The following is a 22,797-nucleotide window of genomic DNA, read 5'->3' on the forward strand; positions in this document are numbered from 1 at the left end:
GGTTATTTTTCATGATTTCCCCATTGGTAAGCTACATAGACGAGGTAGGCCACGATGGCAAACTGAATTTGCCAGGTACGTTGCTGAAACTGGTCATAGCCGATCAAATGCGCTTTTTCGTTGGCCCAGAGGGTGGCGGCCTGTCGCGAAACGATCGTTAGAAAGGGAACTGTAGCAAAGCCCAGAGCAATTACCAGCCGGTTGCCCATGGGGCTGCTAAATCCGGTGAAGGCTTGTTTGGCCGCGAAGAAAAGAAAGGCGAATACTACCGTCAGCAAGGGCCATGCCTGCCATTTGCTGATCGTCAGGTACGTGTTGAACAACTCGACAGTTGTAGCGTTCTCGGGTAGCAAAAACAACGTGCCGCCACACACCCCCGCCACTATCAGCAAATAGATAAGGTCAGCATATGCAGACTTCATCTTACTGAATATCAATCAGTTTACTGATGAGCCGGTCTTGCAGTACAAACACTGAATGACTTTCCATCGAAATGGTTTCGCCGGCAGTCATGTCGTTGAAATCAACGGCAAGGGTAGCGGTATAATCGATCTTTACGCTGATGACGTCGTCGGCCACTGTGCGGTCGAGCAGGGTTTGTTCGCGTTTGGCAAATAGTTGCGCCGCTTTCTCTGCCTGCTCGCGAAAGGCCGTTTTACCAGCCAGCGTCATGGTTGGGTGGCCGTTTGTCAGGTGTTCAAAAATGACATCCTCGGCCAGGCAGGCCATCATGCCCTCAATATCTTTGCGGTTGTACGCATCAACATAAGCGACTACTGTTTGTACGTTCGCTTCTTCAATACCAGTCATGCAGGTAAAACGTCAGTTTGGTAATTTGATACCGAAATAGGGGAATTTTAACCAAACTATCACACAATTAACGGCCCCACGTTTGTATTCGCGTACTTTTGAGCTGAAATACAAACCAGAAATAACCTTCCGACGCTCCATGCAGACCGTAGACTCCTACAATTTTGCCGGTAAGAAAGCCCTAGTTCGTGTCGACTTTAATGTGCCGCTCGACAAAGAATTCAATATTACCGACGACACCCGGATCAAAGCGACGATTCCTACGATCACTAAAATTCTGGCCGATGGTGGTTCTGCCATTATGATGTCGCACCTGGGCCGTCCGAAAGATGGTCCTACCGATAAATATTCACTGAAACACCTGATTCCCACGCTCTCAGAAACGTTTGGCCGTGAGGTGAAATTCGCCGACGACTGCATTGGCGAACAGGCCACTGAACTGGCCGCCAGCCTGAAACCCGGCGAACTGCTACTGCTCGAAAACCTGCGTTTCTACAAAGAAGAAGAAAAAGGCGATGTAGCCTTCGCCGAAAAGCTATCGAAACTGGGCGATGTTTGGGTGAACGATGCGTTCGGAACCGCCCACCGTGCCCACGCCTCAACGGCCGTCATTGGTCAGTTTTTCCAGGACCGGGTGTGCGGGTACGTGATGCTGGCCGAAATCGAGAACGCCGATAAACTGCTCAACAACGCCGAACATCCATTCACGGCCATCATGGGCGGCGCCAAAATATCTGATAAGATTCTGATCATCGAACGCCTGCTCGACACGGTTGACACGCTCATAATCGGTGGCGGCATGACCTACACGTTTACGAAAGCGCAGGGTGGCAATATCGGCAAGTCGTTGCTCGAAGCCGATAAGCAGGAACTGGCACTCGAAATCCTGAAGAAAGCCGAAGCCAAAGGCGTGAAGATTGTAATGCCGGTCGATAACGTCTGCGCTGACGACTTCTCGAACAACGCTAACCGCCAGGTAGTAGCCACCGGCCAGATTCCTGATGGCTGGGAAGGACTTGATATCGGTCCTGAATCGGTTAAATTGTTCAAAGAGATTGTGGCCAGCTCAAAAACCATCCTATGGAACGGTCCGATGGGCGTATTTGAGTTTCCGAACTTCGCTACAGGTACCAACGCCATTGCTGAAGCCGTGGTAAAAGCGACCGAAGAAAACGGTGCATTCTCGCTTATCGGCGGTGGCGATTCGGCTTCGGCCATCAACGGCGCTGGCTACGGTGACCGCGTTAGCTATGTATCAACCGGCGGGGGTGCCCTGCTCGAATACATGGAAGGCAAAGTGCTGCCCGGCGTAGCGGCATTACAGTAAGTTTAGTTGATTGGGTGACTGGTCGACTGGTTGATTGGTAGACTTCTGCGGAACAAACCAACCAGTTAACCAGTCACCCAATGCCTTAGAATACAAAGGGATTTGGATCGGGGCATAGCCCCAGCCAATAGTCCCGTTCCGATCCACGACATACGCCGGGGAAATCGCCCCGGAGGCCCAGCATATCGTTTATCAGCTGGAAATGCAGATGCGGTGGCCAGTCACCGTTTTCGGGGTAAGGGCCAAGCTCGGCCAGTTTTTCACCCGCCTTCACCTCTTTTCCTTCATACAAATTAGTTAGCGATGCGCGCGACAGATGCCCGTACAGGCTGTAGCGCGGAAAACCCGCCGTCTGGTGTTCCAGAATAATCGTGGGACCGTAATCAGCGTAGCGGGCGTTGTCGGCAAAGCTATGCACCACACCATCGACAGGGACGAATACCGACGTACCTGCCTCGGCCCAGAAATCGACGCCGAGGTGAATCGTACGCGGCTCTTCGTCGGTGGGCGTAAAGTGACCACTGTCGCGGTAGATAACCCGACTTTCATCGTATCCGCCAACGCCCACAACAGCCCCTGCCGCCCGAAGCTTACCAGATACGTACCTGGCAAACGTAGGGGTGTTGGTGAGGTCGAGGGCGGCCAGATCGGGGTTACTGGCGGTGAAATCGAGCACTACATAGGGGTCACGGGCAAAATCGAAGGGGAGCAAACGCATAAGTTGATGAAGCGTTGTTGATGGCTGGTGATTAGGTATTCATTAATAAACGGACAAAAAACGGCCTTAACGCATTATTCCAAGCTGCTTTTGGATTTTCTAATTAGATCAGTGGGGCTAATGCCTTGTTTTGCTGGGTGGTGTACCTGAACTTTACGCCCAGTCGATTTACCCGTTTTTAACACTGTTTCTCGCATGAAAATTACTGTAGTAGGAGCCGGAGCCGTGGGGGCTACCTGTGCCGATAACATTATCCGCCGCGAACTGGCCGAAGAGGTTGTATTGCTCGACATTAAAGAAGGCCTTAGCGAAGGTAAAGCCTTAGACATGTTCCAGACGGCCACGCTGTGTGGGTTTGATACAAAAATTACCGGAAGCACCAACGATTACGCCAAAACGGCCGGTTCGGGCGTGGTGGTGATCACGTCGGGTATTCCACGCAAGCCGGGCATGACCCGCGAAGACCTGATCGGTACCAACGCCAACATTGTGAGAGGCGTGACCGAAAATATCCTGAAACATTCGCCAGAGGCCATTATCATCATCGTGTCGAACCCGATGGATACCATGACCCAACTGGCCCTGCAAGCATCAGGTCTGCCCAAAAACCGGATCATCGGTATGGGCGGTATCCTCGATTCGGCCCGCTTCAAAACGTACCTGTCGCTGGCAATGGATTGCCCACCCAATGATATTCACGGCGCGGTTATCGGCGGTCATGGCGATACAACCATGATTCCGCTGACCCGCCTGGCTACCCGCAATGGGGTGCCCGTGAGCCAGTTTCTTGATGCCGAAACACTGCAAAAAGTGGCGGCCGATACAATGGTGGGTGGAGCAACGCTGACTAAACTGATCGGTACGTCGGCCTGGTATGCACCGGGTGCGGCCGTGGCTGAACTGGTTGAAAGCATTGTGCGCGACCAGAAACATATTTTCCCCTGCTGCGTAGCGCTCAATGGCGAATATGGTCAGTCAGACATTTGTCTGGGCGTACCGGTTGTCATTGGCAAAACAGGCTGGGAGCAGATCATCGATTACAAACTGACCGACGAAGAGCAAGCTACCTTCAACAAATCAGCCGAGGCCGTTCGGAATATGAACGAAGTGCTGAAAACGCTTTAAGAATTACTTATAAACCGCAGCGGCGGATTACTCTTCACTGAATTATGGTGAGATATCACCATGTGTATGCTTTACCTGCTATGAACTTGTTTCATCATAGGTTAGTAATGAGAAAACACGTCGGCCCACTGGTCGACGTATTTTTTTGTAGTAAGTCAGGAAGCCCTTTTTCTTTACGTTACGCCTGAATAATTGGCCCTATCATCCTTCTTTGCATGAAAAACTTAATCATTCCTGTCGCGGTGCTGACATTACTGTCTGGTGCCGGATGCCAAACTTCAACAAAATCAGGTGAGTCTGACAGCACTACTGCTGCGGCAACTGATTCAACTGCCATGTCTGATACCACTGCTGTCGATTACAAATTGCCCGATCCGAAAGCGTTTGAGAGCACCATCAACGGAAAAAAAACGGGTCTATACATACTTAAGGGGGCCAACATTCAGGTTGCCATTACCAATTACGGTGCTCGCCTCGTAAGCCTGCTGGTGCCTGATAAGAATGGAAAGCTGACCGATGTGGCTATGGGCTTCGGCAGCATCAAAGAATATGAAACTCCTGGTGCTGAGTTTTTCGGTCCGGTCGTAGGTCGGTTTGGCAACCGTATCGGTAAGGCTCAGTTCACGCTCGATGGCAAGACATACAAAACGGCCGAAAACAATAATGGCAATACGCTGCACGGTGGCCCAACCGGTTTTCATCGTCAGGTGTGGGATGCCAAGCAGACTGATGATAAAACGCTGCAACTAACGTACCTGTCGAAAGATGGTGAAGGTGGTTTCCCCGGCAACGTGACCACCACCGTTACGTATTCGATCGACGGCGACAATGGGCTAAAGATCGATTACAAAGCCACCACCGATAAGGCAACGCCTTATAACCCAACCAGCCACGGTTTCTTTAACCTCAATGGCGACGGGAGCGGTACGGTAAACAACCACCTACTGATGATCGACGCTGACAAATACTCGAAGGTCGATAAAGGCCTGATTCCGCAGGGAGAGCCCGCTTCGGTAGAAGGTACACCGTTCGATTTCCGGAAACCAACAGCGGTTGGTGCACGGGTTGATGAGAAAGACGAGCAACTCACCTTCGGTGGTGGATACGACCACAACTGGGTACTGAACCACAAAATGGGCTCGCTTGATAAAGTGGTGGAAATGACCGGCGATAAATCGGGCATCAAGATGACGGTGCTAACAACCGAGCCTGCCATGCAGTTCTACGGCGGTAACTTCTTCAAAGGCACCGATAAAGGCAAGTATGGTAAAATGACGCAGTTCCGGGGCGGTTTTGCACTGGAAGCTCAGCACTATCCCGATTCGCCGAACAAGCCGACGTACCCAACCACGATCCTGAAGCCCGGACAGACCTACTCACAAACGACTGAATACAAGTTTGATAAGTAGTTGCAGGATAGTGCCTTGCAAGCGAAGCGGCTCCGCAGCAGACCAGATTGGTTTACTAGCGGAGCCGCTTCGCTTATAAGAACTGTCGGGCTATTTATTCGTTTTCTTCTCAACAGAATGAACGTCGCGGAAGCAGCTCATGATCCGTGACCAGAAGCGCTTGCCGGGTTTGTCGGCCACTTTTGCTGTGGCTGCCGTGGCGGGTTTCGTTGATACCGTATTGACCTTTACGGAGGCTGGCTTCGTAGCGGTTGTCTTAGACTTCTGAACAGAAACTTTAGCCGATTCGGTGACGGGCTGTTGGGCCGATTGTGCCGGAGCGGGGTTACCAAGTAACCCAACCGAAACAAGGCAAATCAGGACGTAAGAGGCTGTGGTCCGAGGCATAAAAGTTCGCTGTAAGAGAAATAATTGGCTGCGTATTTACTATACGGTAAAGCAATCTATGACTTTTAGACGAAAGAGTGGGATTAAAATTGCGGACAAACATACATTTATTTTACTCTATAGGTTTACTACTTGTCTGAATGGGTAACCGGTTGCCTTAAATGGAATGCCAGATGCCCCTGCCTATAGGCGACTGCGTCTGAATCCGTTATCTTTGCTGATACTACGTTTACAACATTATGTTCGAGAACCTACAGAGTAAGCTTGATAAGGCCTTTAAAACCCTGAAGGGTCAGGGCCGCATTACCGAAATCAATGTTGCCGCTACGATTAAAGAAGTGCGCCGTGCCTTAACCGACGCCGACGTGAACTATAAAGTGGCCAAAGACGTGACCGACCGGGTGAAGGAAAAAGCCCTGGACCGGAAAGTCCTGATTGCCGTAGAACCTGGTCAGTTGTTTGTCAAGATCGTGCAGGAAGAACTGACCGAACTGATGGGCACCGAAGCCAAACCGATCAACCTCAAGGGTGAGCCGGCCGTTATTCTGATTGCTGGCCTGCAGGGATCGGGTAAGACTACGTTTTCGGGAAAGCTGGCGGCATATATCAAAAAACAGGGCAAAGGCGTGTTGCTCGTTGCCGCCGATATCTACCGCCCTGCCGCCATTGACCAGCTGAAAGTGTTGGGCGAACAGGTAGGTGTTGAGGTATTTGCTGAACCGGAAAATAAAGATGCCGTCTCGATTGTCCAGAACGCCCTGGCCCACGCCAGGAAGACAGGGAAGAAAGTGATGATCGTTGATACGGCCGGTCGTTTAGCAGTGGATGAGGCCATGATGCAGGAAATTGAGAAGGTGAAAGCTGCCCTCAATCCCGCTGAAACCCTGTTCGTTGTTGATTCGATGACCGGGCAGGATGCCGTGAACACGGCCAAAACCTTTAACGACCGCCTCAATTTCGACGGTGTGGTACTGACCAAACTCGACGGTGACTCGCGGGGCGGAGCAGCGCTGTCTATCCGGGCGGTGGTGAACAAGCCGATCAAGTTCATGAGCACCGGCGAGAAAATGGATGCGCTCGATGTATTCTATCCTGACCGGATGGCTAGCCGGATTCTGGGCATGGGCGACGTAATTTCGCTCGTTGAACGCGCTCAGCAGGCGTTTGACGATGATGAAGCGCGCCGGATCAACGCCAAGATGCGGAAGAACCAGTTCGACTTCGACGACTTCCTGAGCCAGTTGCAGCAGATCAAAAAGATGGGGAACATCAAAGATCTGATCGGCATGATTCCGGGCATGGGCAAGATGGTGAAAGACCTGGATCTGGATAATAAATCGTTTGCGCCGATCGAAGCGATCATCAGCTCCATGACGCCGAAAGAGCGGGCTCGGCCAGAGATCATCGACATCAGCCGCAAGAAGCGCATTGCCGCCGGGTCTGGCACCGATGTTCAACAGGTGACCAATCTGCTGAAGCAATTCGAAGAGATGCGGAAGATGATGAAAAAAATGAATAACATGCAGTCGTCGGGCAAACTGGCGAAGATGATGAAATAACCAGTGAATGAGTGAATGCGGTATGCCGCCCGGAGCGAACTAGATACTGTTTAGAACGCTTTGCGCTGGGCGGCGTACCGCATTTACTTGTCTGTATCATTCGATGAAGCACCTCTTCTTTCTCTTAGTTCTTGCCCTGCCCGCAACGGCCCTTTGCCAGGCTTCGGTTGGTTATTATCCCTTCAACAGTTTTGGCCTGTTTACGGTCAGTACAAACCCCGACAAGCTGGTTTGGCTGGATGGTCGGTTGCAGACCAACTCGCTATTCGAACAATTGAGTACCACGTTTTGCCCGATGGTGAATGTGAAGCGTACCGAGCGGGTGAATTACTACGTAGGGCCGGGCATACAGATCAACGCGCTCAATTCAGTGAATGGTGATAAGATTCTGGAAGGCTATTCACTTCACGTTGGCGTTCGGGCGGCACCGGTAGCCAGTTTGCCCAATCTGCGCATTGCCTTTGAACTGTCACCATCGGCCCGGTCGAACTTCAAATCAGGCGTGTTTTACTCCTATTTAGGGCTGGTCTGGCATTTCCGCAAACGGGCTGATCAGTAGGTTTGTACAAATTCGTTTTCATTTATTTTTAAGCCCGGCAACGCCACAGTTGCCGGGCTTTTTGCGTTATAGGTAGCAGAGTCAACAACGTAATCAATGAACATATCAACAAAACCTTTACGTACTGCTGTGGCGCTTTTCGCCGTGGGTACGTTGCTGCTGACTGGCTGCAAAAAAGACCCCGTCGAGATCAACCCAACTGGTACAACAACGGCCAGCAATGGGTACGTCGACAACTGGATCCTGGCCAACATGCGGTACGCCTATTATTGGGCCGACAAAATTCCTGCCCGCCCCGATACCACGCTGGCACCAGACGACTTCTTCGACTCGATACTGTATAAGTACAACGCCACTACAAACCCGAAAGGCGACCGCTTCTCGTGGATTCAGGAAAGTTCGGCCGACTTAACCGCATTGCTGAATGGGCAAACAACCACGTCCGGAATGGAGTTCGACCTGCTGCTTCGGACGCAGGGCAGCACCGATGTAGTGGGCGTTGTGATTTACGTACTGCCCGGTTCGCCCGCTGACAAAGCAGGTTTCAAACGGAACGATGTCTTCTACTCAGTTAACGGAACAGCGTTGAACACAACGAACGCAGGCATTGCCTACGGCAGTGGTACACTGACGTTTGGTTTGGCTACGGTTCAGAACGGGGCTTTAACGAATACGACCACAACAAGGGTAGTAACGCCGGTTGTCTTTCAGGAAAACCCCGTTTTTAAAGATTCGGTCTATGTTATTGGCGACCGTAAAATTGGGTATCTGATGTACAATCAGTTTGTGCCCGGCCCGAACGGCTCAACCACTCGTACGTATGATAATCAGGTTAATACGGTATTTGGTAAGTTCAAAACACAAGGTGTGAACGAACTGGTACTCGATCTGCGCTACAACGGTGGTGGCGATGTGCAATCATCAACCAATCTGGCCAGTTTAATTGTGAAGGGGTTAAACGGGCAGGCGCGAGTGCCGTTCGTACGTAAAGAGTTTAACCCACAATTAACAACCGATATTCTTAACGATCCTCAGGGGGGCAACGATTTTTTCTATAACTATTTCAGCAGCCCTGCCAACAATATTGGTGGCCAGTTGTCACGGCTCTATGTATTGACGACCGACCGGACGGCCTCGGCCAGTGAGTTGATTATTAATGGATTGCGGCCTTTCATGACGGTCAATACAGTCGGCTCAACGTCGGCAGGTAAAAACGTCGGATCGTTTACAATTACGGATGATAATAACGCCAGCAACCTGTGGGGTATGCAGCCTATTGCGTTCCGTTCGTACAACAAGAACAACGAATCGGACTACTGGACGGGCTTCACACCAACCGTGACAGTTGACGAACCCTACGGTGCGTTGTATCCCCTCGGCGATACCCGTGATGCACTGCTGGCAGGGGCCATTAGCCACATTCGCGGCCTGACAACCGGCGGGCGAGTAGGGCGCGTGAATCAGCAGACGGTAGTTGGCTCATCGTTGTCTCGCAAGCAGGGCGGCAGTGTGATCAAGCTACCACAGACTGTTTCGCAAAAGCTATTGAACCAGTAGTCGTTGTGTGAGTCGGTTGGCTCCTATGCTGGCCGTAATTAAATAAACGCCCGAAGGCAGATGACGTTGCGGAACCAGCGTTACCTCACCTTCGGGCGTTTCGTGTTGCTGGCAGTAGATAGGCTGCCCCGTAAGTGTGGTGATCAGGTACGTTGCATCAGGCAAATTTTCACTGCGCACCGTAATAGACGTACCTGGGTTGGGGTTGTTGGTGATGGTAAAGGCAGGTACGCTGTCGGTCCAGGTTGCCGTCACAATTTTGCTTATCGTGACGGCTCCGTCAGCGTCTGTTTGGCGCAGCCGATAATAGTTTGTCCCATTCCGTGGGGACCTATCTGCGAATTGGTAAGTGTGTTGCCTGGTTGCGTCTTCAGCCATCTGTACGCTGCCGATCGGCACAAATTCCTGTGCATCAGCGCTTCGCTCAATGGTAAACAATGTGGCTATCTGTGGCTGTTGAACAGATTGCCAACTCAGATCAACAGCGTGTTTGTTGATAGTAGTTTTAAGGTCGAGCGTCGATACTGGCAGTGATCCGTTAATATTACGAATGAGGATATTATCGAACTGGAAGACAGCCGAATATACATTGCTGGTTAGCCTCAGTTTGAAATCGGTCGTTGCTTGAGTGGGTGTGAGCACGGGTAAGCCGTCGAATACTTCGGTGGTGCCTACCCAAAGGTCATATGTATCATTGGCCAGAGGCTGTGTGCCACCGCCAGGTTGTAGGTACGTTATGGTGCGGCCGGTGTTATTGAGCACAAATGTCAGCGTCTTTTTTCCTGTAAACACGGGCGAATCGATGGCGCCCGCGCCGCCAGCCGGCACATGTCGTACTGAGAATTCATACCCTGTATTGGTAAAATTGAAGCCAAAACGAGCATATACGTCGGCATTGGTGGGATTTTGGACTGTGTTGTCGAAGCCGCTGCCGACATAGAAATCAACTACGTTGTTGCCCGCTGCGGCTGTTGATGACACCACTTCAAAATCCATCTGTATATACATTGAATTGGCTGATGGAGATAAATCAGTGCTGCGTGAAAAATGCCCTGATCCGGTACCTGATGATCGATCAAACTGTAGCGTATTGTTCGTAATTGTTCCACCGCTTGTAGCGTTGAATTGCCCCATACCCGGATTACTGACGTTGACGTAATTGGCTGGTACGCCTCCCGCCGAAAAATCCTGCTGAAAAAGGGTAGTCTGAGCGGAACAAACTCCTGTTACCAGACTGGCAAAACAGATAATAAGTACAATTCTCATGGCATACGGTATCGTTATCCGCTGCCAAGCTACTATTTTTCAGATCACTAACAAATAAGTTAGTAAACAAAAGTCTCCGAATTGTGTTGAATCGTGACTCGTTTGCCTGCGTAGGCTTCTACGTAGCCAATTACCTGAGCGTCAATGCCAAAGGAGCGCGACACATCAATTACCGTTTGTGCATGTTCAGGAGCAAGGTATACCTCCAGCCGGTGCCCCATGTTAAATACCTTGAACATCTCCTGCCACGAGGTCCCGCTTTCCTGCTGGATCAGATTGAATAGTGGAGGAACGGGCAGCAGATTGTTTTTAACGATGTGGAGGTTATCAATGAAATGCAGCACCTTAGTTTGCGCGCCGCCCGAACAGTGCACCATACCGTGAATCTGTCCCCGCAATTGGTCGAGCAGCAGTTTCACAACCGGTGCGTAGGTACGTGTTGGCGACAGGATAAGCTTACCCGCCGGAACCGTTTGATTGGCGCCTACCTCAACCGGCGATTGCAGATCCATGCTGCCGCTATAAATCAGGCTGCGGTCAACGGCGGGGTCGAAGCTTTCAGGGTAACGGTCGGCAAGTCCATGAGCCAGCACATCGTGGCGGGCTGAGGTGAGGCCGTTGCTGCCCATACCACCGTTATACTCGGTTTCGTAGGTTGCCTGTCCGTAGGAGGCTAGCCCAACGAGTACGTCGCCGGGTCTGATCTGGTCATTACTGATCACATCGGCGCGCGGCATGCGGGCAATAACAGTACTATCGACAATGAGTGTACGAACCAGATCGCCCACGTCGGCGGTTTCGCCACCGGTGCTGTGAATGTCGATGCCGTGGTCTCGCAGCATCTGTAGTACTTCTTCCGTACCATTAATCAGCGCCGCAATGACCTCGCCGGGAATCAGATTCTTGTTGCGCCCGATGGTGGAAGACAGGAGCATGGGTCCCGTAGCGCCTACACATAATAAATCATCCGTATTCATGACTACCGCATCCTGAGCAATGCCTTTCCAAACGCTCATATCGCCGGTTTCGCGCCAGTAGAGATAGGCCAGCGACGATTTAGTGCCAGCGCCGTCGGCGTGCATAATGGTGCAGTAGGCGGGGTCACCGGCCAGTGCGTCCGGCACAATTTTACAGAATGCGTTTGGAAACAGGCCTTTATCGAGGCGGGCAATGGCGTTATGAACGTCTTCCTTGTCGGCAGAAACGCCCCGTTGGGCATAGCGGTCAGTCATGTGCGCAAAGATAAGGCAAGGCGCGGACTGTCGTTGCCTGATAGTGTGGTTAACGTACCTGACACGTAAAGGATAGCGTACACGCTATTAACCAAGTAACCGTCTGTTCTATGGATGAGGCTTAAAAAGTGGCATTACCTGAGTACTTACTAAAAGGATTGTGGCTAATTTTGATCGTTTCTCTATATTGCTCATAAACAAAATAGAGTATGATTTTTCACTTAACAGCCTATTTGTTATGATCCGTGATTTTGCCGAATTCATTAAACGGGGAAATGCCCTCGATCTGGCCGTTGGCGTGCTTATTGGCGCTGCTTTTGGCTCTGTTGTCACATCGCTGACGGAGAACCTGCTGTCTCCCCTGGTTGGCCTGGCCCTTGGTGGTTTCGACCTGAGCGACTCACTGGTTGTGTCATTGACAGAAAAAGCACAGCTAAAATTTGGGGCGGTTATTCAGACGTTCATCAACTTTCTGATTACGGCCTTTGTCATCTTCTGGGTAGTACGCCTGTATAACAGATTGACGGGCGGTGCAATCGGCGTACCTGCGCCACCGCCGGGCCCTTCGCCAACCGAAGAATTGCTCGCCCAAATTCGCGATGAACTACGGAAGCGACCCCTGTAATATGATTAGGGCTTAGGGATGTTGGATTGCTTTGGCGCAGGCCACCAACCCGACATTCCTAAGCCCTAATCCTACGTGACTCTAGTTCACTTTGGCCGCTTTCTTATCCAGGGCTTTAGCGGATGCTTTCAGCAGTTTAGCATCGCTTTTCAGTTCTTTCTTTTCAGCTTTGGCTTCTTTCCGCTCAGCATCTTTCATGCGTGTTTTGGGGTCGGATACGCCCTTAATTTCAAGTCCTTTGTGCGTACGGGCTTCCATCCGCTTTTCTTCAGCTTTGGCCACTTTCTTCTCGGCCTTCATTTCTTTCTTGATGGCCTTACCTTGCTGCACGGCCTGTGCGTGGGCTCCCTGAACCAGAACAAATAGCAGCCCGAAAGCCGATAGCATTACCTTTTTCATGGTCGTTGAGTGTTTGTGAAGCAACGGTCAACCCCTGTGGCTGACCTGATTTTCTACGAACCGAAGACGCCTGAAAAAGTTTAACTTATTGATTATAAGATAATTAACTATATAAAATCAGTAGAATAAATAGATTTATGATAATGCATTCATTTACAATTTGTTTGTTCGGTGTCATTAATGGCTTTTTGATCCGAAGGGGCCAAATTATAATGTGCTGCCAGGTACGTTGCAACGTACCTGGCAACGCTGAACGTTATTCATAACTAATGCCCGCCGCCCGTCGTACATCATCGAGCAGGGTCATCAGGTTCCGGCTGTCTGCATGGCTCCAGAGGGGGCTTTCTGTCAGGCCTTCGTTCAGGCAATCCATGACATGCTGAGCTTCATAATTGTAGCCGTTTGTACTGCGTTCGTAGGTCTGCGTGACTGGCTCAGCGTCGGGTCTTTCAAGGGTAACGACGGTCGATTCGTGGAAACGACCGTGAATACGAATGGTACCCTCCGTGCCGTAAATCAGCGCCAGATTCTCGGTATTAGCCATAAACGTGCTGTTCAGCACGGCCATCGCACCATTCGAATAAGTAAGCACCATGCCGCACTGCTCGTCGGCGCCGGTAGGGGCCAGCGTGGCCGAGGCGATAAGGCTGGTGGGCATACCGTTGATGAGGTAACTGATGAAGAGCGGGTAAATGCCGATGTCGAGCAGCGATCCACCGCCTAACTCCTTGTTGAACAGCCGCTTATTGGGGTCGTAATCTGCTTTGAACCCGAAGTCAGCTTTGATGGTCAGCACCTTGCCAATAGCACCTTCGTCAATCCAGGATTTGGCTTGTTGAATGGTTGGCATAAACCGGCTCCAGAGTGCTTCCATCAGAAACGTTTGTCGGGCTTCGGCCACGCCAAGCATCTGATTCACATCGCCAATGTCCATTCCGAACGGTTTTTCGCAGAGAACGGCCAGACCGCCGTTCAGGCAAAGCAGCGTATTGGCGCGGTGATACACGTGGCGGGTGGCAATGTAAACCACGTCGATATCGTCGGCCATGGCGGTCAAGGCGTCATACGTACCCAGCGCTCGGGGCAGGGTACCGTCGGCGCGTGGATACTGGGCGGCAAACTCGTCGGCGCGGGCCTGATCGGTTGAGGCAACGGCTACCAGATCGGCATCGGAGAGGGTAACCAGATCGGAAGCAAACTTATGGGCAATGCGGCCTAGGCCCAGGATAGCCCAACGGATTTTAGTTGGCATGATTCTATTTTTAGCGCAATGAAGCGACTTTTGCGAAAATCATTGTGTCGCTTTAGTAAAAACAACGTTATGCGCTTTCTCCTTCTTTTTCTTCTGCTGGTACTTTCCCGGCCCGGCTTTGCTCAGAATACCGAACAGCCCGATCCGCTTCGCCCTTCCCTGCGCGACAGTACACAGATCGCCGCCGATTCGACCCGGATGGCCATCGACTCGATGCAGGGTAAACCCAAAACGGCGCTGGTTTTCAGGCCTGTATACCGGTTTCGGCTCACGGCCGACGGTACGTTCACCAGCGGCAACGTGAATCGGTCATTGCTGCAACTCGTCAGTGCGTTCGATGTCGAGGTCAGTAAGATTGCCAAACTATCAACCACGCCCTCGTTCGTATTTGGTCGGCAAAGTGGCTTGCTGGCCGAACGGGAATACTTCGGTGATGCTCGCCTGACTATGTTCTACGAAAACCGACTGTATTACCTGGCCTTTGGTTCATACGAACGCAGCAACCTCCGCCAGATTCTGAACCGCTACACGGCGGCCGCCGGTATCGGCTACAAACTGGTGTCGCACAAACGAGCCTACATATCTATTACCGATGTGCTCATCCGCGAATACACCGATTACATCGAATTGAGTGATATAAATATCTGGCGAAACTCGGCGCGTTTGTTTGGGGAATACAGCTTCGGCAAAGACCGGTGGAGCGTGTCGCATACGGTATTCTACCAGCCAGCGCTGTCGCGGCAGGAGGGGCAACCGTTCAATGTGCGCTGGAACGGCAGCATCAGTGTTCAGTATAAGTTCAGCACGTACCTGAGTTTTCGGAGCACGCTGGCCAATTCATATGAAAGTATTGTGGTGCCGGGTCGGGTCAATAACGACCTGCGCCTGACGGTGGGGATGACCTACGAGCGGAAATGAATAGGAGCGGCTAACCGGAACAAGCTATTCGGCTCAGGCCAACTAAGCGTGTAATTTTGTGATATGATGCGCTATCTGCTGATCTTCATGGTGCTGTTACTGGCTACAGGTGGCCGGGCGCAGGGGTTTGTCTGGACACCGGGGCTGCAGCGCGCCTATACCGATCTGACGAAAGGACGGCTACAAACGGCCCGGCAACTGGTAAGGGCTGAGCCTGATACGCCCGCCAATGGGCTACGGCTCTTCGTAGACGACTATGTTGATATGATGACCCTGCTCAGTTCGGACGATGATCAGCTGTTCGAAAAACTAGCTGATAAGGAGTCAGAACGACTCGATCAGCTGGATAGCTTCGATAAAAATTCGCCGTATAAGCGGGTAATACTGGCCGAAGTGAGACTGCACTGGGCGTTCGTCAAACTCAAATTTGGCAAGGAAGCGGCGGCCAGCTGGGATGTCATCAAGGCCTACAAGCTACTGGCCGAAAATCAACGCCTGTTTCCCGCTTTTCTGCCGACCTATAAATCGCTGGGCGTGATACGGGTTATGATTGGTTCGGTGCCTGATAGTTACGCCTGGGTGCCCCGGCTGCTGGGCCTGCGCGGCAGCGTGCGCGATGGTCTTGCCGATCTTCAGCGTGCACAGCGCGACTCTGTTTTCCGCACAGAAGCCCGCCTGGCCGAACTGCTGATCAGCGCGTATGTGCTTCGGTTCACCGAAAACGATGAAACCAACCTGAGCCGATTTGTGGCTGAATCGCCGGATAATCTGCTGGTCCGGTTTTTTGCCGTGACCACGGCCATGAAAAATGCCCATTCAGAACAGGCGCTGGCCTGGCTGGCCACCCGCCCCGGCGGACCGGCCTATGTGACGCTGCCGGTAATCGAAAATCTGCTGGGCGATATTTACCTTCAGAAGGGGGACTACGCTACGGCGTTGGGACACTACAAACGGTTTCTGGCTACGTATCGCGGACAAAACCTGCTGAAAGACAGTCATTATAAGCGGTTTCTCTGCTATTGGCTGGCTGGTGATGATACCCGGGCCCGGCCTGAGTTAACCCACGTTCTGGCAACAGGGCGAAGTACCGTTGAGGCCGATAAAGCCGCGCAGAAACTAGCCGGAACGTACCTGAAGTCATTTCCCGGCCAGCGCCAACGCGTATTGATGCAGGCACGGCTAGCGGCCGATGGAGGTTTTCTTGATCAGGCTATTGCTGTGTTGAAACCCTATTCTGAAGCCACGTTTCAAACTGTGGCGGAGCGGGCTGAATACCAGTACCGGATGGGGCGAATCTACCAGAAGCAGGGCAACGTACCTGCGGCTATCGGGGCTTTCGAGCGCTCAATCGTGTTGAGCGAGCCAGACCAGTTATCGTTTGGAGCTACTTCGGCGTTGCAGATGGGTTACCTCTATCAGCAGCAGCGCAACGTACCCAGGGCCAGGCAGGCGTTTGAAAAGGCGCTGAACTACAAACACCATGAATACAAAAACAGTGTCGACAACAAAGCCCGCGCCGCGCTGAACAGTTACCAGTAGTGGATACTGGATAGCGGATGTTAGGTCGAAGCCACCGGCTCTGTTCAGGTACGTGTCTGGCATCCAGCGCTAACTTTCCCGACTTTTTTTCACGATTTCCTGCGCTTCCTCAAGGTCGTCGCCTTCGGGTGCCGGTTTATCCTGAATTCGTTTCGGATCGGGATTATACGTGAACGAAACCAGGATCGGGAAATGGTCGGAACCGCAGGCGGGCAACCGGCGGAGCGTACGGAGTCGAAAATGGTGCGATACGAAAACATGATCGAGTGGCCAACGGAGAAAGAAATAGTCAGCGTGAAAGGTGCTGTAAAGCCCCCGCCCAATACGCGGATCGAACAGGCCGCTGATCCGTTGGAACAGGCGGGTTGTATGCGACCAGGCTACATCGTTGAGGTCGCCGGCTACCATCACGGGGCCGGTTTGCTGGCGGGCTTCCCGGCCAATCAGTACCAGTTCGGCATCTCGCTCAGTTGAACGATAATGCTCTGTCGGGCTGGGTGGTTGTGGATGAACGCCATAGAAATGAAGCGTTTTCCCCGACTTCATTTCCAGTTGTACGTAGATGGACGGAATGTCATCTTCGACAAGAAAACGCAGTTCCTGAGACTTGAACGGCAGTTTTGAGTAAAATAACATGCCGTAGGTGTTCTCCTGCGGATACAAGATCCGGTGCGGGTAATCGGCTTCCAGGGCAGACAACTCCTGTTTCCAGTGGGCGCTGGCCTCCAGCACCATAATCAGGTCGGGCTGATGTTTCTGGGCCAGTTGGAGCACTTTCGGGCACTGCGTGTTGGTCATCAGTACATTGGCTGTCAACAGCGTGATCGTATTCGGATCATCCTGCGCCCGTCTGTTTGTCGCTTTCGGATACCGTTGACGAACAACCTGCCTCGGGTGCAGGTAGGTGTAGGGCCAGAAAAGCCAGCTCTGATACAGTAACGCGGCCGTTAGCCCCGCCGGAGCCAGCAAATGAGGCCAACTGTACTCCTGTACAAAAACAGCCCAGCCAATCAGACCGATGGCTGCCAGCGCGGCTAGTTGGGTATGTGGAAAATCCCATATTCGTACCCACCAGTATTCGATTCGTAGCAAGTGAATAAACGAAAGGACTGTTATCAACAGTCCATACAGTAACCAGCCCCACTCAGTTGTTGTCATATACACCTAAACTACAGTTATCTCCTTCAGGTTTTTTTCAATTATCAATGAACAGGTAGCAGGAGCTTCGTCAGGGTAACGTACCCGGGCCACGTTGGTAACTGATAGCTATCCAATGATAACTGAAAAGTTGTTCGTTGAGTAAAAACTTAGGCACTAACGCCCTAAATGCCTGTAAAGTCCGTTATTTCGCAGTAAATGAAAGTAGGAATTATCATGGGTAGCATCTCCGACCGTCCGGTGATGCAGGAAGCCGCCGATGCACTGACGGAATTAGGCGTTGCCTGGGAGATGGATATCGTCTCTGCACACCGTACACCCGAAAAAATGCTTGACTACGCCAAAACGGCCCGTGATCGGGGCATACGCGTGATTATAGCTGGCGCTGGTGGGGCTGCCCATCTGCCCGGTATGGTAGCCTCGCTGACTATTCTGCCTGTGATCGGCGTGCCGGTCAAATCAAGCAACTCCATTGATGGCTGGGACTCCGTGCTGTCGATTTTACAGATGCCGGGTGGTGTACCAGTAGCCACGGTAGCACTCAATGGTGCAAAAAACGCGGGTATTCTGGCCGCCCAGATCGTGGCTACTGCCGACGAAGCCATTGCCCGGCGTTTGGCCGCCTATAAAGACGAGTTGAAAGAGAAAGTTGCCCAGATGAGCGAGCAACTGAAGTGACCTGATGATCCATACTGTTATGCCTGAAACTCCTGACAACGAACGCCAAAAGGGTAGTACCTCGCTACCTATGATTACCTTGCTGGTGCTGGTGGGGCTGATTGCGGCCCTACTCTACATCGGCTATGAGAGCCTGGCCGACGACACCGGTAATGCCCGCGAACTAACCAGCGTTCCTCTGGACACGACTGACCAGGCGATGGCCGGGCAAAACGATAATCCCGAAGACCTGTTGCCCGATACCAGCAGCCTTCCGGCGCCGGTTGATCTGTCGCAGGCACCTGCTCCGGCCGATGAGGATGTTGCCGATGAGCCGACTCCCAAAGCAGGAAATGAGGGCAAAGATGCGGGAACTGAAACAGACAGGCCGGTGAATGAAGAGGAAAAATCGGAGGCCAAACCCGAGAAGAAGCCGACAGACACAAAAGCGAAGGGTGGTAACTCAACCTACACGGTAGGCAATGGGGAAACCTTTTATGGAGTAGCCAACCGACTGAACATGAAGGTCAGTACGCTAAAAGCACTGAATCCTGATGTCGATGAAAACAGCGTTAAATCGGGGGTTACGAAATTACGCGTGAAAGTAAAAGCCATTCATACGGTTGGTGCCGGTGATGTGCTGCGGGTTGTTGCCGAGAAATATGGCGTCAGCAAGGAGGCCATCATGAAGGCCAATCATAAAACGAAAGACCTGGCTGTTCGGGGCGAGAAGCTGATTATCCCGCTTTCGTCGAAAGAGTGACGCGGTGGCAGGTACGTTGCCTGCTGTCAGAATATATGAATGACGCAGTCGATAGGCTTTTTCGGAAGGCTACGGGCTGCGTCATGTTGCGTTTTACCCAGGCCGCATTGACAATATAAGCTGTCAATCTGACAGGACTAGCCGGACTGGAACGCCTTTTGGTCGGTACAGATCAATACTCAGTTTACCCTTTACTCAGTTAACGCACGTTGAGCATGGAGACCATACAAAACGAGAAAGACGCATCCACGCGGGGCGAATCCACGCGGGGCCAAATTTCGATTCACACGGAAAATATTTTTCCGATCATTAAAAAATTCCTCTATTCGGATCATGAGATCTTCCTTCGGGAACTGGTCAGTAATGCCGTTGATGCCAGTCAGAAACTGCAAAAACTGGCCGCTTATGGTGAATTTGGCCAGGAAATAGGCGAATTGAAAATTACCGTCTCGGTTGATCCTGAAGCCAAAACGATCACCATCAGTGACCGGGGCATTGGTATGACCGCCGATGAGGTGAAGAAGTATATCAACCAGATTGCCTTCTCGGGAGCCACCGAATTCATCGAGAAATACAAAGACAAAAACACCGGCGAAGAAACCAATATCATCGGCCATTTTGGCTTAGGTTTCTACTCGGCGTTTATGGTGGCCGAGAATGTCGAGATCATTACCAAATCTTATAAAGAGGGTGCGCAGGCTGTGCGCTGGGTGTGCGACGGATCAACCGAATACGAACTGACTGAAGTCGACAAAGCGGACCGGGGTTCCGATATCATTCTGCACATTGCACCCGATTCTGAAGAGTTTCTTGATAAATTCCGCTTGCAGGGAATCCTGGAGAAGTATGGTCGGTTCCTGCCAATTCCCGTTGAATTCGATGGCAAGGTAATCAATGATGCTACTCCCATCTGGACCAAGTCGCCCAATGACCTGACCGACGACGATTACAAGACCTTCTATCGCGAGTTGTACCCCATGTCGGCCGAGCCGCTGTTCTGGATTCACCTCAACGTCGATTATCCGTTTAATCTGACGGGCGTGCTGTACTTCCCCAAACTGGACAACGACAAGTTCCAGATGAAGCGGGAGAAAATTCAACTCTACAGCCGGCAGGTGTTCATTACCGACGAAGTGAAAGACGTTGTGCCCGACTTCCTGATGATGCTCCACGGCGTGATCGACTCGCCGGATATTCCGCTGAACGTGTCGCGGAGCTTCCTGCAGGCCGATAGTAACGTGAAGAAGATCAACGGGTACATTACCCGGAAGGTTGCCGACAAACTGAACGAACTGTTCCAGGCCGACCGGGCTGGTTTCGAAGCTAAATTCGATGACATCGGCCTGTTTGTGAAGTACGGTATCCTGAGCGACGACAAGTTCTACGAAAAGGCCAAAGACTTCGCGCTGGTAAAGAACACCGAAGGCAAGTACTTCACCCTGAACGAGTATCGCGAGCATGTGCAGGCCAACCAAACCGACAAGAGCGAGCAGGTAGTGGTGCTTTACACAACCGACCGAAACCAGCAGGATGCCTATATTGAATCGGCCAAACGGCGCGGGTACGATGTGTTGTTGCTCGATACGATCATCGACGCGCACTTCATCAACACCCTGGAGTCGAAACTGGAGAAGACCACGTTCAAGCGTGTTGATGCCGATACGCTCGACAAGCTGATCGACACGGGCGTCGCCAATGAAAGTGTGCTGTCAGACGACGAGAAGACGAAGTTGAAAGAAGCGTTCGAGCAAACGTTGAACGACAAGTCGCTGATGGTCAGTGTAGAATCGCTGCCAACGGATGAACTGCCCGTATCGATCACCATGCCGGAGTTTATACGACGGATGAAAGATATGTCGGCGCTGTCGGGCGAAGCCAGCATGTTTGGCAATATGCCGGGTGGCTACAACGTCGTGATCAACGCCAACCATGCCCTGTCGCAGAAAGTGCTTGGCCTGGAAGGGGAAGCGCAGCAGACCCTGGCGAAGCAATTGTATGACCTGGCCCTGCTGGCGCAAAACCGCCTGACCGGCCCGAGCCTCACGGCCTTTGTGAAGCGCACCGTGGCAGGGTTGTAGGAAAGTAGGGGAGGAAAGGAGGAAGGGGAGAACGGCGGAACGGGAAAAAGTAGGGAAGGCAGAATGGAAGAAAGAGAATGTGCCGCATTAATACGCTGGCGGTCGTTTCCTTTTGTCCTCCTTTCTTTTCTTCCCGTTCCTCCATTCTCCCCTTCTTCCTTTCCTCCCTTTTCTACCTTTCCTCCTTTTCTGCATTCTCCCTTTCTTCCTTTTCTCTTTATCTTTATCAACGAAACGAATACGCCCGCTGCATGAAAGCAAAAATCCTTGTCGTTGATGATGAACCCGATCTCGAACTGTTGATCAAGCAGAAGTTTCGGAAGCAGATCCGCGAGCAGAAATACGAGTTTTCGTTCGCCCATAACGGTGTTGAGGCGTTAGCTCTGCTGCAACGTGAACCCGACATTGACGTAGTACTGGCCGATATTAATATGCCCGAAATGGACGGGTTGACCTTATTGGTTAAAATGGCCGAATTCAATCCGATCTTGAAAGCGGTGATGGTATCGGCCTATGGCGATATGGAGAATATCCGGATGGCCATGAACCGGGGTGCCTATGATTTTGTCTGCAAACCCGTCAATTTCGAAGATCTTGAGTTAACCATGCTGAAGACCATTCAGCATGTGCATGACCTGCGCCAGACGGTGCAGGCCGTGAAAGAGAACAATATTCTCCGCATGTACGTAGACGAGAGCGTGCTGAAGTTCATGACCAAATCGGGTTTTGAACAGTCGCTGACTGCCTCCGAAACGACCACGGCCACTATACTCTTTGTCGATATCTGTAGTTTCACGGCTATTGCCGAACGTGAATCGGCAGCCACGGTTGTCAGCCTGATCAACAAATATTTCGATGTGATGGTGAAGGAGATTCTGGGGCAGGGTGGGTACGTCGATAAGTTCATGGGCGACGCCGTGATGGCCGTTTTTCAGGGCGAATACCACCTCGACCGTGCTATAGAAACCAGTTTGGCCATCCGCGCCCAGATCCAGAACATTCAGGAAGAACTGTCGGGCAAACCCTACCAGCCCGAAGTATCCATCGGCATTAATAGTGGCGAAGTAGTATCGGGTAATATCGGATCGGTAGCCCTACGCCGTCTTGATTATACCGTTATCGGCGACGTGGTCAATACCGCTTCACGCCTGCAATCAACCGCCCAGGCTGGTCAGATTCTGATCTCGGAGGTATGTTACGAAAAAGTGAAAGAGTCGTTCCAGTGCGAAAGCGTAGGCGAACACAAACTCAAGAACAAGCAGGCCCCCGCCCGGTTGTGGAATGTGATGGCCTGACGAGCTGATCTGGCAGAACAGCAATAAATCCACCTTGTTTAAGTGTCGGTACACTTAAACAAGGTGGATTTATTGCTATCTACTTAGTTGTTTATTTAGGTTCGTATCACTAGTTTGTAACCCTAAATTACTGCTCTATCAACCCTGCCGGCTACTAATGCGGT

Annotated in this window: 22 protein-coding genes; 13 read left to right on the forward strand and 9 right to left on the reverse strand. The window is 51.7% G+C overall.

The features are described from left to right. Window positions 1-2 precede the first annotated feature (2 nt). Window positions 3-422 (reverse strand): hypothetical protein, encoded by a 420-nt coding sequence (locus tag J2I46_RS26935; protein ID WP_207332195.1) that lies wholly within the window; start codon window positions 420-422, stop codon window positions 3-5. Between the two features lies 1 nt (window position 423). Beyond that, a complete protein-coding gene (locus J2I46_RS26940) occupies window positions 424-810 on the reverse strand; it encodes a nuclear transport factor 2 family protein (protein ID WP_207332196.1) in 387 nt (128 codons plus the stop codon). Between the two features lie 139 nt (window positions 811-949). Here J2I46_RS26940 and J2I46_RS26945 point away from each other — a divergent pair, with 139 nt between their 5' ends. Then, window positions 950-2,137 carry a phosphoglycerate kinase gene (locus J2I46_RS26945; RefSeq protein ID WP_207332197.1) on the forward strand — a complete coding sequence of 396 codons (1,188 nt, stop codon included), beginning with the start codon at window positions 950-952 and terminating at the stop codon, window positions 2,135-2,137. 85 nt (window positions 2,138-2,222) lie between these two features. Here the strand turns inward: J2I46_RS26945 and J2I46_RS26950 are convergent, their stop codons facing one another. Continuing rightward, a complete protein-coding gene (locus J2I46_RS26950; RefSeq protein WP_207332198.1) occupies window positions 2,223-2,855 on the reverse strand; it encodes a peptidoglycan DD-metalloendopeptidase family protein in 633 nt (210 codons plus the stop codon). Between the two features lie 195 nt (window positions 2,856-3,050). On the opposite strand from J2I46_RS26950, the gene mdh reads away from it, so the two are divergent. Further along, window positions 3,051-3,980, forward strand: a complete 930-nt coding sequence (mdh, locus tag J2I46_RS26955; RefSeq protein ID WP_207332199.1) for a malate dehydrogenase — start codon at window positions 3,051-3,053, stop codon at window positions 3,978-3,980. A 215-nt stretch (window positions 3,981-4,195) separates the two neighbouring features. Next, the gene (locus tag J2I46_RS26960) at window positions 4,196-5,389 is read left to right on the forward strand and encodes an aldose epimerase family protein (RefSeq protein ID WP_207332200.1); all 1,194 of its coding nucleotides are present in this window, start codon (window positions 4,196-4,198) and stop codon (window positions 5,387-5,389) included. Window positions 5,390-5,479: 90 nt separating this feature from the next. Here J2I46_RS26960 and J2I46_RS26965 read toward each other — a convergent pair whose 3' ends face one another. Further along, window positions 5,480-5,776, reverse strand: coding sequence for a hypothetical protein (locus tag J2I46_RS26965; protein WP_207332201.1), 297 nt, complete (start codon window positions 5,774-5,776; stop codon window positions 5,480-5,482). Between the two features lie 239 nt (window positions 5,777-6,015). On the opposite strand from J2I46_RS26965, the gene ffh reads away from it, so the two are divergent. The 3 genes from ffh to J2I46_RS26980 all read left to right on the forward strand — a co-directional run bounded on the left by ffh (window position 6,016) and on the right by J2I46_RS26980 (window position 9,451). Beyond that, the gene (gene ffh, locus J2I46_RS26970) at window positions 6,016-7,335 is read left to right on the forward strand and encodes a signal recognition particle protein (protein ID WP_207332202.1); all 1,320 of its coding nucleotides are present in this window, start codon (window positions 6,016-6,018) and stop codon (window positions 7,333-7,335) included. A gap of 103 nt (window positions 7,336-7,438) precedes the next feature. Then, a complete protein-coding gene (locus J2I46_RS26975) occupies window positions 7,439-7,894 on the forward strand; it encodes a hypothetical protein (protein WP_207332203.1) in 456 nt (151 codons plus the stop codon). Window positions 7,895-7,990: 96 nt separating this feature from the next. After that, window positions 7,991-9,451, forward strand: a complete 1,461-nt coding sequence (locus tag J2I46_RS26980; RefSeq protein ID WP_207332204.1) for a S41 family peptidase — start codon at window positions 7,991-7,993, stop codon at window positions 9,449-9,451. Here J2I46_RS26980 and J2I46_RS26985 read toward each other — a convergent pair. Next, window positions 9,437-10,717: a T9SS type A sorting domain-containing protein gene (locus tag J2I46_RS26985; protein WP_207332205.1), complete on the reverse strand. Its 1,281-nt coding sequence runs from the start codon at window positions 10,715-10,717 to the stop codon at window positions 9,437-9,439. The genes J2I46_RS26980 and J2I46_RS26985 overlap by 15 nt on opposite strands. Window positions 10,718-10,776: 59 nt before the next feature. Then, window positions 10,777-11,949: an AIR synthase-related protein gene (locus tag J2I46_RS26990; RefSeq protein WP_207332206.1), complete on the reverse strand. Its 1,173-nt coding sequence runs from the start codon at window positions 11,947-11,949 to the stop codon at window positions 10,777-10,779. Window positions 11,950-12,187: 238 nt separating this feature from the next. Between J2I46_RS26990 and mscL the strand changes: the two genes are divergently transcribed. After that, a complete protein-coding gene (mscL, locus tag J2I46_RS26995; protein WP_207332207.1) occupies window positions 12,188-12,574 on the forward strand; it encodes a large conductance mechanosensitive channel protein MscL in 387 nt (128 codons plus the stop codon). Window positions 12,575-12,655: 81 nt separating this feature from the next. Here the strand turns inward: mscL and J2I46_RS27000 are convergent, their stop codons facing one another. Together J2I46_RS27000 and J2I46_RS27005 are read right to left on the reverse strand one after the other, a co-directional pair. Next, window positions 12,656-12,973, reverse strand: coding sequence for a hypothetical protein (locus tag J2I46_RS27000; RefSeq protein ID WP_207332208.1), 318 nt, complete (start codon window positions 12,971-12,973; stop codon window positions 12,656-12,658). Window positions 12,974-13,229: 256 nt separating this feature from the next. Then, window positions 13,230-14,225, reverse strand: a complete 996-nt coding sequence (locus J2I46_RS27005) for a Gfo/Idh/MocA family protein (RefSeq protein ID WP_207332209.1) — start codon at window positions 14,223-14,225, stop codon at window positions 13,230-13,232. 69 nt (window positions 14,226-14,294) lie between these two features. Here J2I46_RS27005 and J2I46_RS27010 point away from each other — a divergent pair, with 69 nt between their 5' ends. Further along, on the forward strand, window positions 14,295-15,143 hold the full coding sequence (locus J2I46_RS27010; RefSeq protein WP_207332210.1) for a DUF481 domain-containing protein: 849 nt from the start codon (window positions 14,295-14,297) through the stop codon (window positions 15,141-15,143). Between the two features lie 63 nt (window positions 15,144-15,206). After that, window positions 15,207-16,682: a tetratricopeptide repeat protein gene (locus J2I46_RS27015; RefSeq protein ID WP_310589089.1), complete on the forward strand. Its 1,476-nt coding sequence runs from the start codon at window positions 15,207-15,209 to the stop codon at window positions 16,680-16,682. A 69-nt stretch (window positions 16,683-16,751) separates the two neighbouring features. Here the strand turns inward: J2I46_RS27015 and J2I46_RS27020 are convergent, their stop codons facing one another. Continuing rightward, window positions 16,752-17,840: an endonuclease/exonuclease/phosphatase family protein gene (locus J2I46_RS27020; protein WP_207332211.1), complete on the reverse strand. Its 1,089-nt coding sequence runs from the start codon at window positions 17,838-17,840 to the stop codon at window positions 16,752-16,754. 198 nt (window positions 17,841-18,038) lie between these two features. Between J2I46_RS27020 and purE the strand changes: the two genes are divergently transcribed. From purE to J2I46_RS27040, 4 genes are all read left to right on the forward strand, one after another. Next, window positions 18,039-18,518 (forward strand): 5-(carboxyamino)imidazole ribonucleotide mutase, encoded by a 480-nt coding sequence (gene purE / locus J2I46_RS27025; protein ID WP_229379968.1) that lies wholly within the window; start codon window positions 18,039-18,041, stop codon window positions 18,516-18,518. Window positions 18,519-18,588: 70 nt separating this feature from the next. Beyond that, the gene (locus J2I46_RS27030) at window positions 18,589-19,260 is read left to right on the forward strand and encodes a LysM peptidoglycan-binding domain-containing protein (RefSeq protein ID WP_229379969.1); all 672 of its coding nucleotides are present in this window, start codon (window positions 18,589-18,591) and stop codon (window positions 19,258-19,260) included. A 215-nt stretch (window positions 19,261-19,475) separates the two neighbouring features. Next, window positions 19,476-21,338: a molecular chaperone HtpG gene (gene htpG, locus J2I46_RS27035; RefSeq protein WP_207332213.1), complete on the forward strand. Its 1,863-nt coding sequence runs from the start codon at window positions 19,476-19,478 to the stop codon at window positions 21,336-21,338. 251 nt (window positions 21,339-21,589) lie between these two features. Continuing rightward, a complete protein-coding gene (locus tag J2I46_RS27040) occupies window positions 21,590-22,633 on the forward strand; it encodes an adenylate/guanylate cyclase domain-containing protein (RefSeq protein WP_207332214.1) in 1,044 nt (347 codons plus the stop codon). The last annotated feature ends 164 nt before the right edge of the window (window positions 22,634-22,797 follow it).

The organism is Fibrella forsythiae (assembly GCF_017353175.1).
GTDB classification, from domain to species: Bacteria; Bacteroidota; Bacteroidia; order Cytophagales; family Spirosomataceae; genus Fibrella; species Fibrella forsythiae.